The organism is Qipengyuania atrilutea, from assembly GCF_013370205.1.
In the GTDB taxonomy this organism is placed as follows: Bacteria; Pseudomonadota; Alphaproteobacteria; order Sphingomonadales; family Sphingomonadaceae; genus Actirhodobacter; species Actirhodobacter atriluteus.
In genome coordinates this window covers 598,410-612,869 of record NZ_JABWGV010000002.1, presented here as the reverse complement: position 1 = coordinate 612,869, position 14,460 = coordinate 598,410, and the positions used below count along the sequence as shown (strand labels likewise).

The window sequence follows — 14,460 nt, the reverse complement described above, 5'->3', positions numbered from 1 at the left end:
AATCACGATGACGACCGATGCCCTGTTCCAGCCGCTCAAGATGGGTGCGCTCGAAGCCAAGAACCGGATCATGATGGCGCCGCTCACCCGCGGCCGGGCGAGCGAGCCGCCTTTTCTGCCCAACGAAATGATGGCGACCTACTACCGCCAGCGCGCCGGGGCAGGCATGATCCTGACCGAGGCGACCGGCATCAGTGTAGAGGGACTGGGCTGGCCGAACGCTCCCGGTATCTGGTCGGACGAGCAGGTCGAAGCATGGAAGCCCATTACGGACGCCGTCCATGAGGAAGGCGGGCTGATCGTCCTGCAGATGTGGCACATGGGCCGCCTCGTCCATCCCGACTTCCTCGGCGGTGACGCGCCGGTATCGGCCAGCGCAACCACCGCGCCCGGCCACGCGCATACGCCGAGCGGCCGGCAGGATTACGAGCAGGCACGCGAGCTCTCGGTCGAGGAAATTGCGCGCGTGGTCGAAGATTACCGGAAGGCTGCGGAGAACGCGAAGAAGGCCGGGTTTGACGGCGTGCAGCTGCACGGCGCCAACGGCTACCTCGTTGATCAATTCCTGCGCGACGGCACGAACAAGCGGACAGACCAATACGGCGGTTCGGTCGAGAACCGGGTCCGGTTCCTGCGCGAAGTGCTCGAGGCGCTGGTCAGCGTTTGGGGTGCGGACCGCGTGGGCCTGCGCCTGTCGCCCAATGGCGAAACGCAGGGCTGCGACGACAGCGACCCGGCGGCGACCTTCGGCGCAGCGGCACAGGTGGCGCAGGACCTCGGCATCGCGTTCCTCGAACTGCGGCAGCCAGGTCCCGACGGAACCTACGGCTCGACGGAGGTGCCGCAGCAGGACGACGTGATCCGCGGCATCTACAAGGGCGCGCTCATCCTCAATTCCGATTACGATGCGAAAGCCGCTGTTAACGATATTGAAAACGGCAGGTGCGATGCCGTGACCTTCGGACGGCCGTTCATCTCCAACCCAGATCTGCCGCAGCGGATTGAGGCGGGAGCGGAATGGGCGCCGAACAAGAACGTGCCGAAAAGCTGGTACCTTCCGGGAGCGGAGGGTTACATCGATTACCCGGCGATGGACGGCACGTCGGACTAGGGCCGAGGCGCATCTTCCCGCGGCTCGGTTCACGATGCGGATGAGGAGCCGCGGGACATGCGATCCTGGTTACTGGTAGCGACCGACAACGACGGGGAACTGCAGGGCGCTGCCAATGCGGGCGCCGACGTAGTGGTCATCGATCTCAACCGCGCGCTGTCGCCCAAGCGGCAGGAGACGGCGAGAGAGATTGCGCAGAACTGGCTCGCCTCGCATCAGAAGCAGGTCCTGGCGCAGCGCCGGTTCGGGCGCTGGGTCCGCATTTCGCCCATCGACAGCCAGCAGTGGCGCGCGGATCTGCATAGCGCGATGAGCGGTCAGGCAGACGGTATCGTTCTGTCCGACGCCGCCTCGCCCGATCATATCCAGCAGCTCGCAGCGGAAATCTACGAGATCGAGCAGCGGATGGGGATCGGTCACAACAAGACAGGCATCGTCCCGCAGCTCGGCACGAGTCCGCGGGCAGCCCTAGAACTCGCGAAGTTCGCGGACGAGGTGCATCCCCGTGTGTCGGGTTATTCATGGGATGCCGCCGCGCTTGCCCGCGCAATCGGAGCGCGGCGGACACGCGCACCTGGCGGATGGAGCAGCGTCATGAACATGGTGCGCAGCCAGGTCCTCCTCGCAGCGCATGCCCGCGGCATCGATGTCATCGAAACGCCCTTCCGCGACCTCCGTGATGCAAAGGCCTGCCAGATCGCTGCCGCATCCGCGCGCGCTGACGGCTTCACCGGCATGGTCGCGCTAAGGGGCGCGCAGGTCTCAGCGATCAATCAGGCCTTCGCGCCCACCGCGGAGGAACTGCGCGAAGCAGAAGAGATCATCGCCCTGTTCGCCAGCAATCCCAACCTCGAATGGCAGAACTATAAAGGGCGGCGCATGGGCCAGTCGCAGCTCACCCGGGCCAGAAACATGCTTGGCCAGAGCTGACCGCTCTCGCGTTTATTCTTCCGGCTCTGCGGCAGGTGTTACATCGGTCGCAGCCGGTGCGCCCTCCGCTTCCGGTGATTCCTCAGATGCCGGCGGAGCGTCGTTCGCACCGAGCGTATCGAGCGGCATCATATCGTCGTTGATCGTTCCTGGCACTACCTCGCGCGGAGCCGCCGCTTCGCCTTCCTCCGGCGCGGGCGGGGCATCGTCGCCGCATCCCGCCAGCGCCAATAACAGTGCCGGAACGCCCGCTCGCATCATCGTCTGCCGCATCCTCGTCATGGCAATCTGTCCTCTTCGCCGCCAACTGCCGCCAGAAAATCCTCGGCGCGCGCCTGCAATGCCGCATCGAAGGCACCGGGCGCAATATCCAAACCGAGATCGGCCAAGCTCGTTACCCCGAATTCGTCGATGCCGCACGGCACGATGCCGGAAAAATGCGAGAGGTCGGGCGCGATATTGACTGAAAAACCGTGCATCGTGATCCAGCGGCGTACGCGCACGCCGATCGCGCCGATCTTCGCTTCCCCGCCCAAGGGGCCGCGCGTCCAGATGCCGATGCGCCCCGGTGCGCGCCAGCTATCCACGCCGAGATCGCCCAGCGTGGCAATCACCCACCCCTCGACCGAAGCGACGAAGCGCCGCACGTCGCGCCCCCGCTGCGCCAGGTCGAGCATGATATAGCCGACGCGCTGCCCCGGCCCGTGGTAGGTATAGCGCCCGCCCCGCCCCGCCTCGACCACCTCGAAGCGCGGATCGATCAATTCGGCCTCCGCCGCGCTCGTCCCGGCGGTGTAGACCGGCGGATGTTCGAGCAGCCAGATCTGCTCCGCCGCTTCACGCGTGTGGATCAGGCGATTGCGCTCTTCCATTGCGGCCAAGGCTGCGCGATAGGGTATGCGTTCGCGCGACAGACGCCACTCGATGGCGGTATTCGTGGTTGCGGACATCGCCGGTTTGCTTGGCCCGCTACGCCGCGGCTGGCAAGTGGCGAGATGAAGACAAGGCAAGGGCGCTCGATGCGAGAAACAGGGACTTCGATGCATTTCAACATGAACCGCGCGTGGGACGAGGCCGTCAGGATCATGCGCGCCAATCCCGAACTGCTCGCGCTGCTCGCCGGCCTGTTCATTTTCCTGCCGACTTTCGCGATCTATCTCGCCGTTCCTGAAGCGATGTCGATGCCGGCTAACATGACGCAGGAAACCGCTTCGACCGAGATGAACGCGTGGATGCAGCGCAACGCACTCTACGTCATCCTGCTTCAGGTCGTGCAGTATATCGGCATCCTCTCGATGCTGGCGCTGTTCGCGAGGCGCAAGCCGACCGTGGGCGAGGCGATCAAGAATGCCTTCATCGCTTTGCTGCCGCTGCTGGCAGCGCAAATCCTGCTGGGTTTGGCGTTCGGACTCGCGGGATCGCTCCTGATCGCGCTCGGATCGGCGCTTGGCAGCGCGGGCGTGTTCGTGATGACGCTGTTCGTCATCGGCGGCGCGATCTACGTCGCGGCGCGGCTGTTCGCGCTTCTGCCCATCGTCATCTTCGAGAAGATCTACAACCCGCTCAAGGCAATCGGCGACGCATGGCGGCTGACCAAGGGGCAGGGTTTCCGGCTTTTGGCATTCTTCGCGCTGCTCATCATCGCGGCCATTGTGATCAGCGCCGTCCTGAGCGGTATCGCCGCGCTGATCGGCGCGATTGCGAGCGAGCAGGCGGCGCTGTTCGTGCAGGCAGGCTTCAGCGCGCTGTTCGCGGCGATAAGCTCGGCGATCTTTACCGTCGTGATCGTCGCGCTTTACCGGCAGTTCGGGTCCAGAAAAGACCCCGAGGCGCGTTTACCGGGTGCCTGAGCGCACCGAGACGCTAAATTTAAGCGCTCAGGAGGCGTCGCTTTTCCAGCCCCAGAACAACTGGCACGGCAGCACGTTGCGCCACTCGAAACCCTGCTCGATATGACTGAAGTGCCGCGCCATGAAATCGCGTGCCTTGGCCGAGAACTGGTAGACGAGGAACGCGCCGCCGGGCCGCAGGATGCGGTGCGTCGCGGCCGCGATGTTCGGCCCCACGCCTTCCGGAAGGGTCGAGAACGGCAGTCCTGACAGAATATAGTCCGCGTGGTCGTAACCGTGGGATCGGACGATGTCCTCAACATGCTCGGCCGAACCGAGAACCGCGTGAAACCGCGGGTCGCGGATCGCTTCGCGCAGGTAGTTCACGTAGAGCGGATTGGTGTCGATCACCACCAGCTTGCCGTCGGCAGGCAGACGGTCGAGCACCGGCTGGCAGAAGGTGCCGACGCCGGGGCCGTATTCCACGAACAACTGGCACTCGTCCCATTTCACCGGAGCGAGCATCTTCTCGACCGTGAAGCGCGAGGAGGGAATGATCGAGCCGACCATCCGCGGGTGCTGCACGAATCCCTGGAAGAACACGCGCCACTGCGAAAGCAATCGGCTTGCTGCTGATCGTTCGTCGGCAGCATGCACTGCCCGGCGGTCGCTGTAATCGTTCAAGAGGGGGACCTTCTTCTTCGCCGTGCCAGCGCGGCGAATTCGCGCTGCACGGCCTTGCAAATAAGCACCGCCATTGCAAGCGCTGTTAGCGAGGCGTAGCGGACCGGATCATGGACACCGCCCCTCCAGAAAATACCCAGCAGGCGCAATCGGTTCCGAAGAAGCGGCCTATTTCGCGCGGCCGGATGATGCTGCTCTTCGCCGTCATGCTGACCACCGCGGCCGGCAATACCGCGATGCAATCGGTGATGCCCTCGATCGGTACGGCGCTGGAGGTGAACGACGTATGGATCAGCCTCGCTTATAGCTGGTCGGCTCTTCTGTGGGTGATCTGCGCACCGATCTGGGCGCGGCGGTCGGACCGCAGGGGGCGCAAGGCGATGATGGCGCTGGGCCTCGTCGGCTTCATCACTTCAATGGGGCTGTGCGGGCTGGTCTTGTGGTTCGGTCTCAAGGGCCTGATCTCGGCGCTGTGGACGCTCCTGCTGTTCGCGCTGTTCCGGAGCCTTTACGGCTGGTTCGGCTCCGCCGCGCCGCCAGCTGTGCAAGCTTACGTCGCCTCACGCACGCCGCGCGCCGAGCGCACGCAGGCGCTGTCGCTCATCGCGTCGAGCTTCGGTCTGGGCACGGTCATCGGCCCCGCCCTCGCCCCGCTGATGGTGATTCCGGGCCTCGGCCTCGTCGGACCTTTCGCCGCTTTCGCTGTTATCGGGATCGTCTCGCTGCTCGCGCTGAGGCTCCGCCTGCCCAACGACGAGCCGCAGTTCGCCGCGCGCGGTCATGCCTATGACGCGCCCTGGGGGCAAAGCTCCTCCGACCGGCGCGAGGAGATGCGCGACCGCGATCCGCTGATCGAGGAAGGGGATTTCGCCGAGGAGGACGCGCTCGACGCCGCGCGCAAACCGGCGACCAGCGGGCGGCTCGGCTGGTGGGAGCCGCGGATCAGGCCGTGGGTGATCGCCGGACTACTGGGCGGCCACGCGCAGGCGATGCTGCTCGGCCTCACTGGCTTTCTCGTGCTCGACCGGATGGATCTGCGCGGAGACCCGACGGCAGGGGCCGGACCCGTCGGGCTAGTCCTGATGGCAGGCGCGATCGCGACCCTGCTGGCGCAGTGGGGCGTCATTCCGCGGCTCGATATGGGACCGCGCGCCGCGACGCTGTGGGGCGTGGCGATCGGCGGAGCCGGAACGCTGGCGCTGGGCGTGGCGGGCGACCTGCACGCACTGGCGCTCGCCTACGCGATTGCCTCGCTCGGGTTCGGCCTGTTCCGTCCGGGCTATAATTCGGGCGCATCGCTGGCGGTGACGCGCGCGGAACAGGGCGAGGCTTCTGGCATCGTTGCGTCGATCACGGGTGCGGCATTCGTCTTCGCGCCGGCGCTCGGCGTGTTCCTTTACTCGATATCCGAATGGTTCGCCTTTTCGGCGGTGGCCGGACTGTGTGCGCTGGTGTTTGTGCTCGGCTGGGGCGCGCTAACCCCGGACGAAGTCGCTACGCAGGAGCGGCCGGCCTAGAGGATTTCCTCGACCACTTCCTTCGGCCGGCACAGCCGCACGCCCTTGCCCGTTTCGACCAGCGGCCGTTCGATAAGGTTCGGGTCCTGGACCATCGCATCGAGCACCGTGTCGTCGTCCGCGGACGGTAGCCCGCGCTCTTCCGCGTCGGTTCCGCGCAGCCGTAGTCCCGCAGCCGGGGTGATCCCGGCATCATTGTACAGCTGCGCAAGCTTCTCCCGCGAGGGCGGGTGCTTGAGGTATTCGACGACCGTCACATCCACTCCTTCGCGTTCCTCCAGGATCGCGAGCGTGTTCCGTGACGTGCCGCATTTCGGATTGTGCCAGATGGTCGCCTTCATGCCGGTTCTTCCCTTCAGTTCTGCCGTTCAGAGCCGCCCCGCCACATAGCGGCGCTAAAATCACAGGTAAATGCAAACGGTGGTTGCAATTAAGAATTACTCTCAATAGCAGGCTCGCCACTACTGCGAACGATTCTCAAGAAAAGGTTTCCATGCGCTTTCCATCGATCCGAGCCGCCGCCCTTTGCACCCTTCCCCTCGCCATTTTCGCCAGCCCCGCCGCCGCTGAAGCGCACACCGATACGAACGTCGATCCGGACCGCGATTACTTGCCGTCCGACATTCTCGTCACCGGTCAGCGCGAGCGATACGGAACCGCCGACGGATCGACCGCAACAAAGACCGCTACCCCGCTGATTGACGTACCGCAGGCGGTTGCCGTCATCACCGAGGACCAGCTCAACGACCAGGCGATCACGCAGCTCGGCGAGGCGCTCCGCTACATCCCCGGCGTCAGCCTCGAAAGCGGCGAAGGTCACCGCGACGAGGTTTTCATCCGCGGACAGGAGACGACCGCCGACTTCTACCTCGACGGACTCCGCGACGACGCGCAGTATTACCGCTCGCTCTACAATGTCGAGCGGATCGAAGTGCTGAAGGGCGCCAATGCCCTTATCTTCGGACGCGGCGGCGGCGGCGGCGTGGTCAACCGCGTCAGCAAGACCGCAAGCCTTGGGGGGCAGGAAGTCGCGGGCCTCGCGCAGGTCGACAGCTTCGGCGCCTTCGCGCTGACCGGCGACGTGAACATGCCCGCCGGCGAAAACGTCGCAGTGCGCGTGACCGGCACTTACGAAGAGTTCGACAGCAACCGCGACTATTTCGAAGGCCGCTTCATCGGCATTACGCCGACTGTTACCGCTGAGCTCGGCCCCGACACACGCGTTACGGCGCATTACACCTATGACGACGACCAGCGCGTGACCGATCGCGGCGTGCCATCGTTCGAGGGCGGACCGCTGCGCGGCTACGAGGACACCTTCTTCGGCATTCCGGGCTTCAACGAGGCAAGCTCCGAAGTTCACATCGCCCGCGCCCGCATCGAGCATCAGTTCTCTGGCTCGCTCCGCGCCAATGCGAGCGTCCAATACGCCAATTACGACAAGGTCTACGCCAACGTCCTGCCGACCGGAACCGACGGCGAGACCGTTACGCTCGGCGGATACCAGGACTATACCGACCGCGAGAACCTGATCGGACAGGCCAATTTGATCGGCGATTTCGCGACAGGCGCGCTGACGCACAAGGTCCTCGTCGGGATCGAGGCGAGCCAGCAGGATACGCAGAACGGCCGGTTCGGTGTCGTGCTAGGCGACAACACGGTCGATTTGGACGATCCGTACGACTTTACAAGCGTATCGCTCACGCCGATCCAGCGCCAGCGCGACAGCGACCTCAACGTCCTGTCCGCATACGTGCAAGATCAAATCTCGCTCGGCTCCGCCATCGACGTGATTGCAGGCGTGCGCTGGGACCGCTTCGACCTCGAAACGCTTGACGTCAGGGACGATATAAGAACTGCGCGTGTCGACGAGATGTTCAGCCCGCGCTTCGGCATCGTCGTGAAGCCCATGCGGGGCCTGTCGCTCTACGCCAGCTATTCGCAAAGCTTCCTTCCGCAGGCGGGCGACCAGTTCGTCCTGCTGTCGCCCGAAGATGCCGCCTTCGAGCCGGAAAAGTTCGACAATTACGAGATCGGCGCGAAATGGCTGGTGAAGCCGGACCTGTTCCTCACCGCGGCGATCTTCCGCCTCGACCGCACGAATACGCAAGCGGCCAATCCCGACAACAGCGGCACGACCGTGCTCGTTGGCGAAAGCCGGGTCGAAGGCTTCGAACTCAGCCTGACCGGCGCGATTCTGCCGAACTGGGAAGCCAATATCGCCTACACCTATCTCGACGGCGAGATCACCACGAGTAGCGTGTTCGCCGACGCCGGAACGCGTTTGCAGCAGCTACCCGAGAACCAGTTCGCCGCATGGAACCACTTCGACGTGACGGAGCGACTCGGTTTCGGGCTCGGCGCGATCTACCAGGACGAGCAGTTCTCCAGCTTCAGCAACGAAGTCGTGCTGCCCGATTACTGGCGCGTCGATCTTGCCGCCTATTACGAAGTGACGGAAGGCGTGCAGGCGCAGCTCAATATCGAGAACCTGTTCGACGAGGACTACTTTCCGAGCGCGCACGGCGACAACAACATCCAGCCGGCGAAACCGTTCTCGGTTCGCGCTGGCATCCGTTTCGAACTGTAAGCGCGGGTGAAGGCTACTCGGCTTCGTCCATCTGCGGCGGAGCTGTGTCGCTTAAGGCGGGCACGCTACGCGCCGCATCGCGGGCGCTGATGCCGGGTGCGGGCGCGGCGCTAATCGTCTCCTGCCGCGTCGCCACCCGTCCGGCACGCTGGATCGCCTCGACGAGCCGCGGATAGACGCCGCAGCGGCAGAGGTTGGGCACGGCGGCCTTGATGTCGTCCTCGCTCGGCGAGGTTGACCGGCGCAGCAATGCGGCGGCGGCCATTGCGATGCCCGGCGTGCAGAAGCCGCACTGGATCGTTTGCTCGGCGACGAGCGCCTGCTGCACCGGGTGCGAGCGGTCGGCGGACAGCCCCTCTATGGTGGTGATGACGCGCCCCTCCGCCTCGGCCAGCGTGATGAGGCACGAGCGCAGAGCCGCGCCGTCGACGTGGATCATGCACGCGCCGCAGTCGCCCTCGCCGCAGCCGAACTTCGTGCCCGTCAGATTGGCCGCATCGCGCAGCACGTGGACCAGGGGCGTGCGCGGGTCCATGTCGAAATCAAGCGGCCGCCCGTTCACCGTCATCGCTACCATTTCGGCGTTTTCCTGTTCGGCAATGCTGCGGCGTTACGAGCGCCAGCTGTCGTCGATCCGGTCGACCCGCCGCTTCCACGCCTCGAAATCGAAGACGCCCGCCCCGCCCTGCGACTGCATGACCGACAGATCGCGCTGGTGCACGTCGACGACCTCCTGCTGCACGATGTTGGCGTTGCCTTGCGAGAGAGTCGCGACCTGAATCTCGCACGCGCGCTGCAGCGCCCACATCTTCACGAACATGCCGGGAATGGTCCTATCGAGCACCACCGGACCGTGGTTGCGCAGCATCAGGATCGAGTGCTTGCCGAGGTTCTCGACCAGCCGCTCGCCTTCTTCGTCGCGGACCGTCACGCCCTCGAAATCATGGTAGCCGATCTGGTTCTGGAAATTGCAGGCGTAGAAGTTGATTGGCAGCAGCCCGTCCTTGTGGCTGCAAACAGCCATCGTCGCGGTCGTATGGACATGGCAGATCGCATTCGCCCGCTCGCCCAGCGTCTTGTGGAAATAAGCGTGCTGCGTGAAGCCCGCCTTGTTCACCATGTAGGGCGAGCCGCCGACATTGTTACCCTCGACGTCGATCTTCACAAGGTTGGAGGCGGTCACTTCGTCGTAGAGCAGACCGAAGGGATTGATGAGGAAGGTATCGTCCTCCCCCGGTACCTTCACCGAAATGTGATTGTAGATCGATTCCGACCAGCCGAGGTGATGGAATATCCGGTAGCAGGCCGCAAGGTCGAGCCGGGCTTGCCATTCCTCTTCGCTGCATTCGGGCTTCGATTGAAGCTGCGTCGCCATCATACTCTCCTTCGCCGGTCTTTTTCCTGTGCGCCGCTTATCGCATAGGCCGCCCGTGCCGCACAAGGATTAGCGCGATGGCGCCGATACCCTTTGCCCGCGGCGGCGCGCCGCGCTACGGGACCAGGCATGAGCGAACCGGGCGAACAATCGCGGGGCAAGCTGACCCGCGGAAGCATTCGCGGGCACCTCGTCACCCAGACCGTACCGATGATCATCGGCGTCGCGGCGATCATGTCGATCGGGCTCGTTGACGCCTATTTCATCGGCAAGCTCGGCAGCGCTGAGCTTGCCGCGATCTCCTTCATCTTCCCGATCAGTGTCGCGCTGACGAGCCTAGGCGTGGGCCTGATGGTCGGGATCAACTCGGTCATCGCGCGCGCGCTTGGCGCCGGGAACGAGGAGGAAGCGGCGCGGCGGGCCAGCGTCGGGGTGGTCTTCTCCATCGCAGTCGGCATCGCCATTGGGCTCACGCTTTACATGCTGCTCGATCCGCTGTTCTCGCTGATGCAGGCGGAAGCGGACATACTGCCGCTGATCCGCACCTATATGCAGCCTTTCGCGCTGGGGTTTCCGCTGCTCATGACGATCATGGGGCTGAACGGGGTGCTGCGCGGACAGGGCGAGGCCAAGAAGACCTCGATCGTCTCCATCAGCTATGCGGCAGCGAACTGGGTGCTCGACCCGATCCTCATTACCGGCGCATTCGGGATCGAAGGGCTTGGCATCGTCGGTGCGGCCTATGCCACGCTCGCCGGCTGGGCGGTCGGGATCGCGATGGGCTACTTCCTGCTGGCGCGAACCGCCCTGCCCTTCGACCTCACCTATCTGCGCGAGGCGAATGTCTGGCACTCCGTCCGCTCGATTACGAAGGTCGCCGCGCCAGCGAGCTTCTCCAACGCGATCAACCCGATCGGGCTGTCGGTCCTGACGGCGCTCGTCGCGATCGAGGGATCGGCAGCCGTCGCTGGCTTCGGAGCCGCAGGCCGGTTGCAGAGCTTCGCGGTCGTGCCGCTGCTGGCGCTCTCCGGCGCGATCGGCGGCATCGTGGGCCAGAACTGGGGCGCAGGCCAGGCGGACCGGTCGCGCCGCGCGGCTCGCTACGCCGGAGGCTTCTGCATCGTCTACGGCCTGACCATCGCCGTCATTCTCACGACGCTGAGCGATATGTTCGCAGGCCTGTTCTCCGAAAACCCGACGGTGATCGAGCAGTTCAACGCCTATCTCGCCATCGCTGCCTGGGGCTATGCCGGATACGGCTTGCTGATCGTCGGCAACGGGGCGCTCAACGCGGTGGACAAGGCGGGATGGGCGCTGGCGCAGAGCGTGGCGCGCGTGTTCCTCGTCATGCTACCCGCCGCGTGGCTGCTGCGCGGCAGATGGGGCGCCGACGCGATCTACGCAGGCGAACTTTTTGCCAACCTCGCCGGTGGCGCACTTGCGGCAGGCATCGTCTGGTTCATCCTTCGGCGCGGACCGAAGGGCGAGGAAGCGCCCGCGAACCGCGATCTGAGCGCCGAACCGGCGGAATAGGCAAACGTTAACCATCCTCGTCCACAAGGGCGCTTCAACCAAGCGCCTGGGACGGGAAGACATGGACGATCTCTTGACGGAATTTCTCGCGGAAACGCGCGAAATGCTGGGTAGCATTTCGGGCGCGATCGTCGCGTGGGAAGCAGACCCGTCCAACCGCGAACTGCTCGATTCGATTTTCCGCTTCGTCCACACGGTGAAGGGCAATTGCGGCTTCTTCGACTTTCCGCGCCTCGCCAGCCTCAGCCACGCGGCCGAAGGCGCGCTGGGCGAGGTCCGCGCGGGCCGCCGCCAGGCCGATCCGCGCCTCGTCACTGCCGTTCTTGCGATCATCGACCGGATCGCGGCGATGGTCGATGCCATCGAAGCGGACGAAGAATTCCCCGAAGGCGGCGATGAGCGCCTGATCGTCGCGCTCGACGCGGGCAGCGATGCGGTCATCGATCTGCCGGTGAAGACCGACGCGGAAGAATTGGGCGACGGCACTGCGCCTGCCCGCACTTCCGTGAATTCCGGAGCCGCACGCTCAATTCGCCTGCCGGTCGAACTGCTCGACCGGGTGATGAACGGCGTGTCCGACATGGTACTGGCGCGCAACGACCTGGCCCGCCGCCTGCGCGCGACCGAAGCGGCGTCCGCGCTCGAAAGCCCGTTCGAAAGGCTCTCAGGCATTCTGGCGGAAGTGCGTGAAAGCATTTCGCAGATGCGGATGCACCGGATCGACCACCTCTACCAGTCGCTGCCCCGACTGGTGCGCGACCTTGCCAACGAACTCGGCAAGCAGGTGATGATCGACTTCGAAGGCGGCGATGTCGAAATCGACCGCGAGATCATGGAAATGATCCGCGACCCGATGACGCACCTGCTGCGTAATGCAATCGACCATGGGCTCGAAACCCCGTCGCAGCGGATCGCCGCAGGCAAGCGCGAGATCGGGATGCTCACGATCAGCGCGCGCCATTCCGGCAACCAGATCAGGGTCAGCGTGACCGACGACGGGCGCGGTCTCGACGTGGACCGGATCGTCGCGAAGGCGATCGAGAACGGCCTCGTCACGCGCGCACAGGCCGACGCGATGAGCGAGAAGCAGAAGCTTGCCCTCATCTTCGCGCCGGGTCTTTCGACCGCCGATACGATCAGCGAGATTTCGGGCCGCGGCGTAGGCATGGACGTCGTCCGCTCCAACCTCGAACGGGTCGGCGGCAGTATCTCGGTCACGTCCGAACTGGGCAAGCGCACGACCTTCGACCTGCAGATCCCGCTTACCCTCAGCATCGTGGCGGGCCTGACCGTCTCCGCGGGCGAACAGCAATTCGCGATCCCGCAGTCCTACGTGCTCGAAATCGTGCGCCGCAAATCCGCGAACCTGCGCCTTACCAAGATGGGCGACAGCCGGCTCGTCGAACTGCGCGGGAAACGGATCGCCTATCTATCGCTGGCCGAAGTGCTCGGACTGGAAGAAGCGGGCGACAACGACACTATCTGCAATACGATCATCATGCTGAGCGCAGGATCGAGCGAGCAGTTCGCGCTCGGCGTCGATGCGATCTTCGATTACGAGGATCTGGTGGTGAAGCCGCTCGCGCCGGCGGTGATGGAAGCGGGCTTCTACGCGGGCACGACGCTGCTCGAAAACGGTCTGCCCATACTGATGCTCGACGTGCGCGAGATCGCGGCGAAGAGCGAGCTTGCTTCGGGTAACGCGGCGCTCGCTGCTGCTGGTGAAGACGCGCACAGCGAAGCCGAAGCGCGAAGGGCGCCGAGCCTGATGATCTACCGGAGCATGGAGGGCGTCAAATGCGCCGTCCGCCTGCCGGTTATCAGGCGGGTCGAGACGCTGAAGCGCGCCGACTTCGACTGTCACGGCGAGGTTCCGCTCGTGGTGCTGGGCGACCGCCTGTTTCCCTGCCTCGGCATCAGCGATCCGAGCAAGCTCGGCGAGCAGGTGCGCGCCCTGCGCCTGAGCGACGGGAACAGCGAACTTCTCTACGCGGTGAAGGAACTCATCGACACCGCGGAACTGACCTCGCACGTCGAACCACAAGGCGATTCACGCTTCGAAGGCACGGTCCTGATCGGCGGCGAGGCGGTTCGCCTGCTCGACGTGCACGGTCTCTTCGCGCGCCATGCGGCGAAGATGAAGCAGACCGACACGGACCGCCCGCTTTGTTACCTGCCCGATACCGACTGGTCGCAGACGATCCTGATGCCGCTGGTGGAAGCCGCAGGCTACCGCATATCGGCCGATCCTGACGCGGCGGACGTCGCGATCCTCACGGAAGACACCGAAACGCATGGTGCAGCCGCGCGCCGCATCATCCGCCTGCGCTCCGAGGCGCAGCAGGGCGAAGCGGCGGACGAAACGATCTACCGCTACGACAAGGACGCGTTGCTCGCCGCCCTTTTAAGCGCAGCCAAGGGAGCCGCATGATGGACGAAACGCTGGTGCTTCTGACGCTGGCGGGGCGGCGTGCCGCCCTCCCCGCATCCGCCGTCGGCTCGGTGATCGAGATCGAGACGATCGTGCCCGTGCCCAAGGCAGCGCCGCATATCGCGGGCCTCACTGCGATGCGCAGCCAGGCGCTGACCGTGGTGGATTGCCGCGCGGCGCTGGGGCTCGGCTCGCACCAGAGCAAGCCAGGCGACCGGGCGGTCGTGGTGACGGTCGGCGGGCATCAATATGCGCTGCTGGTCGACGGGGTCGACGACGTCGAGGCCGCCCTGTCCGAACCGCGCGCGATTGCGGGCGGCTTCGGCAAGGGCTGGGACGAAGCCGCGATTGGCATGGTAGAAACCTCGGGGGAGCCGGCGCTGCTCGTCGATCCCGGACAGCTCGTGAACGCGAAGTTCGAGGCTGCGGCTTAAAGGAATAGTTACCGGTGCCCGGTTAC

At 64.9% G+C, this 14,460-nt stretch carries 14 protein-coding genes; 8 read left to right on the top strand and 6 right to left on the bottom strand.

The window, feature by feature from the left end:
* Positions 1–7: 7 nt before the first annotated feature.
* Positions 8–1,111 (top strand): alkene reductase, encoded by a 1,104-nt coding sequence (locus HUV48_RS07975; RefSeq protein ID WP_176267237.1) that lies wholly within the window; start codon positions 8–10, stop codon positions 1,109–1,111.
* A 57-nt stretch (positions 1,112–1,168) separates the two neighbouring features.
* On the top strand, positions 1,169–2,041 hold the full coding sequence (locus HUV48_RS07970; RefSeq protein ID WP_176267236.1) for an HpcH/HpaI aldolase/citrate lyase family protein: 873 nt from the start codon (positions 1,169–1,171) through the stop codon (positions 2,039–2,041).
* A gap of 12 nt (positions 2,042–2,053) precedes the next feature.
* On the opposite strand, the gene HUV48_RS07965 is transcribed toward HUV48_RS07970, so the two are convergent.
* Together HUV48_RS07965 and lipB are read right to left on the bottom strand one after the other, a co-directional pair.
* Positions 2,054–2,323: a hypothetical protein gene (locus HUV48_RS07965; RefSeq protein WP_176266725.1), complete on the bottom strand. Its 270-nt coding sequence runs from the start codon at positions 2,321–2,323 to the stop codon at positions 2,054–2,056.
* Positions 2,320–2,991, bottom strand: a complete 672-nt coding sequence (gene lipB, locus HUV48_RS07960) for a lipoyl(octanoyl) transferase LipB (RefSeq protein WP_176267235.1) — start codon at positions 2,989–2,991, stop codon at positions 2,320–2,322. The genes HUV48_RS07965 and lipB overlap by 4 nt, the downstream gene beginning before the upstream one ends.
* A 69-nt stretch (positions 2,992–3,060) precedes the next feature.
* On the opposite strand from lipB, the gene HUV48_RS07955 reads away from it, so the two are divergent.
* Entirely contained in the window at positions 3,061–3,891 is an 831-nt protein-coding gene (locus HUV48_RS07955; protein WP_217906724.1) for a glycerophosphoryl diester phosphodiesterase membrane domain-containing protein, read from the top strand.
* 27 nt (positions 3,892–3,918) lie between these two features.
* On the opposite strand, the gene HUV48_RS07950 is transcribed toward HUV48_RS07955, so the two are convergent.
* Positions 3,919–4,554, bottom strand: a complete 636-nt coding sequence (locus tag HUV48_RS07950; protein WP_217906723.1) for a class I SAM-dependent methyltransferase — start codon at positions 4,552–4,554, stop codon at positions 3,919–3,921.
* A gap of 110 nt (positions 4,555–4,664) precedes the next feature.
* Here HUV48_RS07950 and HUV48_RS07945 point away from each other — a divergent pair, with 110 nt between their 5' ends.
* Positions 4,665–6,071: an MFS transporter gene (locus HUV48_RS07945; RefSeq protein WP_225871574.1), complete on the top strand. Its 1,407-nt coding sequence runs from the start codon at positions 4,665–4,667 to the stop codon at positions 6,069–6,071.
* On the opposite strand, the gene arsC is transcribed toward HUV48_RS07945, so the two are convergent.
* Positions 6,068–6,412 carry an arsenate reductase (glutaredoxin) gene (arsC, locus tag HUV48_RS07940; RefSeq protein WP_176267233.1) on the bottom strand — a complete coding sequence of 115 codons (345 nt, stop codon included), beginning with the start codon at positions 6,410–6,412 and terminating at the stop codon, positions 6,068–6,070. The genes HUV48_RS07945 and arsC overlap by 4 nt on opposite strands.
* Positions 6,413–6,564: 152 nt before the next feature.
* Here arsC and HUV48_RS07935 point away from each other — a divergent pair, with 152 nt between their 5' ends.
* The gene (locus HUV48_RS07935) at positions 6,565–8,661 is read left to right on the top strand and encodes a TonB-dependent receptor (protein ID WP_176267232.1); all 2,097 of its coding nucleotides are present in this window, start codon (positions 6,565–6,567) and stop codon (positions 8,659–8,661) included.
* Between the two features lie 13 nt (positions 8,662–8,674).
* On the opposite strand, the gene HUV48_RS07930 is transcribed toward HUV48_RS07935, so the two are convergent.
* Together HUV48_RS07930 and HUV48_RS07925 are read right to left on the bottom strand one after the other, a co-directional pair.
* A complete protein-coding gene (locus tag HUV48_RS07930; protein ID WP_176267231.1) occupies positions 8,675–9,238 on the bottom strand; it encodes a (2Fe-2S)-binding protein in 564 nt (187 codons plus the stop codon).
* A 33-nt stretch (positions 9,239–9,271) separates the two neighbouring features.
* Entirely contained in the window at positions 9,272–10,036 is a 765-nt protein-coding gene (locus HUV48_RS07925; RefSeq protein WP_176267230.1) for a class II aldolase/adducin family protein, read from the bottom strand.
* A gap of 129 nt (positions 10,037–10,165) precedes the next feature.
* Between HUV48_RS07925 and HUV48_RS07920 the strand changes: the two genes are divergently transcribed.
* From HUV48_RS07920 to HUV48_RS07910, 3 genes are all read left to right on the top strand, one after another.
* Entirely contained in the window at positions 10,166–11,569 is a 1,404-nt protein-coding gene (locus HUV48_RS07920) for an MATE family efflux transporter (protein WP_176267229.1), read from the top strand.
* Positions 11,570–11,630: 61 nt separating this feature from the next.
* Positions 11,631–14,000 carry a chemotaxis protein CheA gene (locus HUV48_RS07915; protein ID WP_176267228.1) on the top strand — a complete coding sequence of 790 codons (2,370 nt, stop codon included), beginning with the start codon at positions 11,631–11,633 and terminating at the stop codon, positions 13,998–14,000.
* The gene (locus HUV48_RS07910) at positions 13,997–14,434 is read left to right on the top strand and encodes a chemotaxis protein CheW (RefSeq protein WP_225871573.1); all 438 of its coding nucleotides are present in this window, start codon (positions 13,997–13,999) and stop codon (positions 14,432–14,434) included. The genes HUV48_RS07915 and HUV48_RS07910 overlap by 4 nt, the downstream gene beginning before the upstream one ends.
* Positions 14,435–14,460 lie beyond the last annotated feature (26 nt).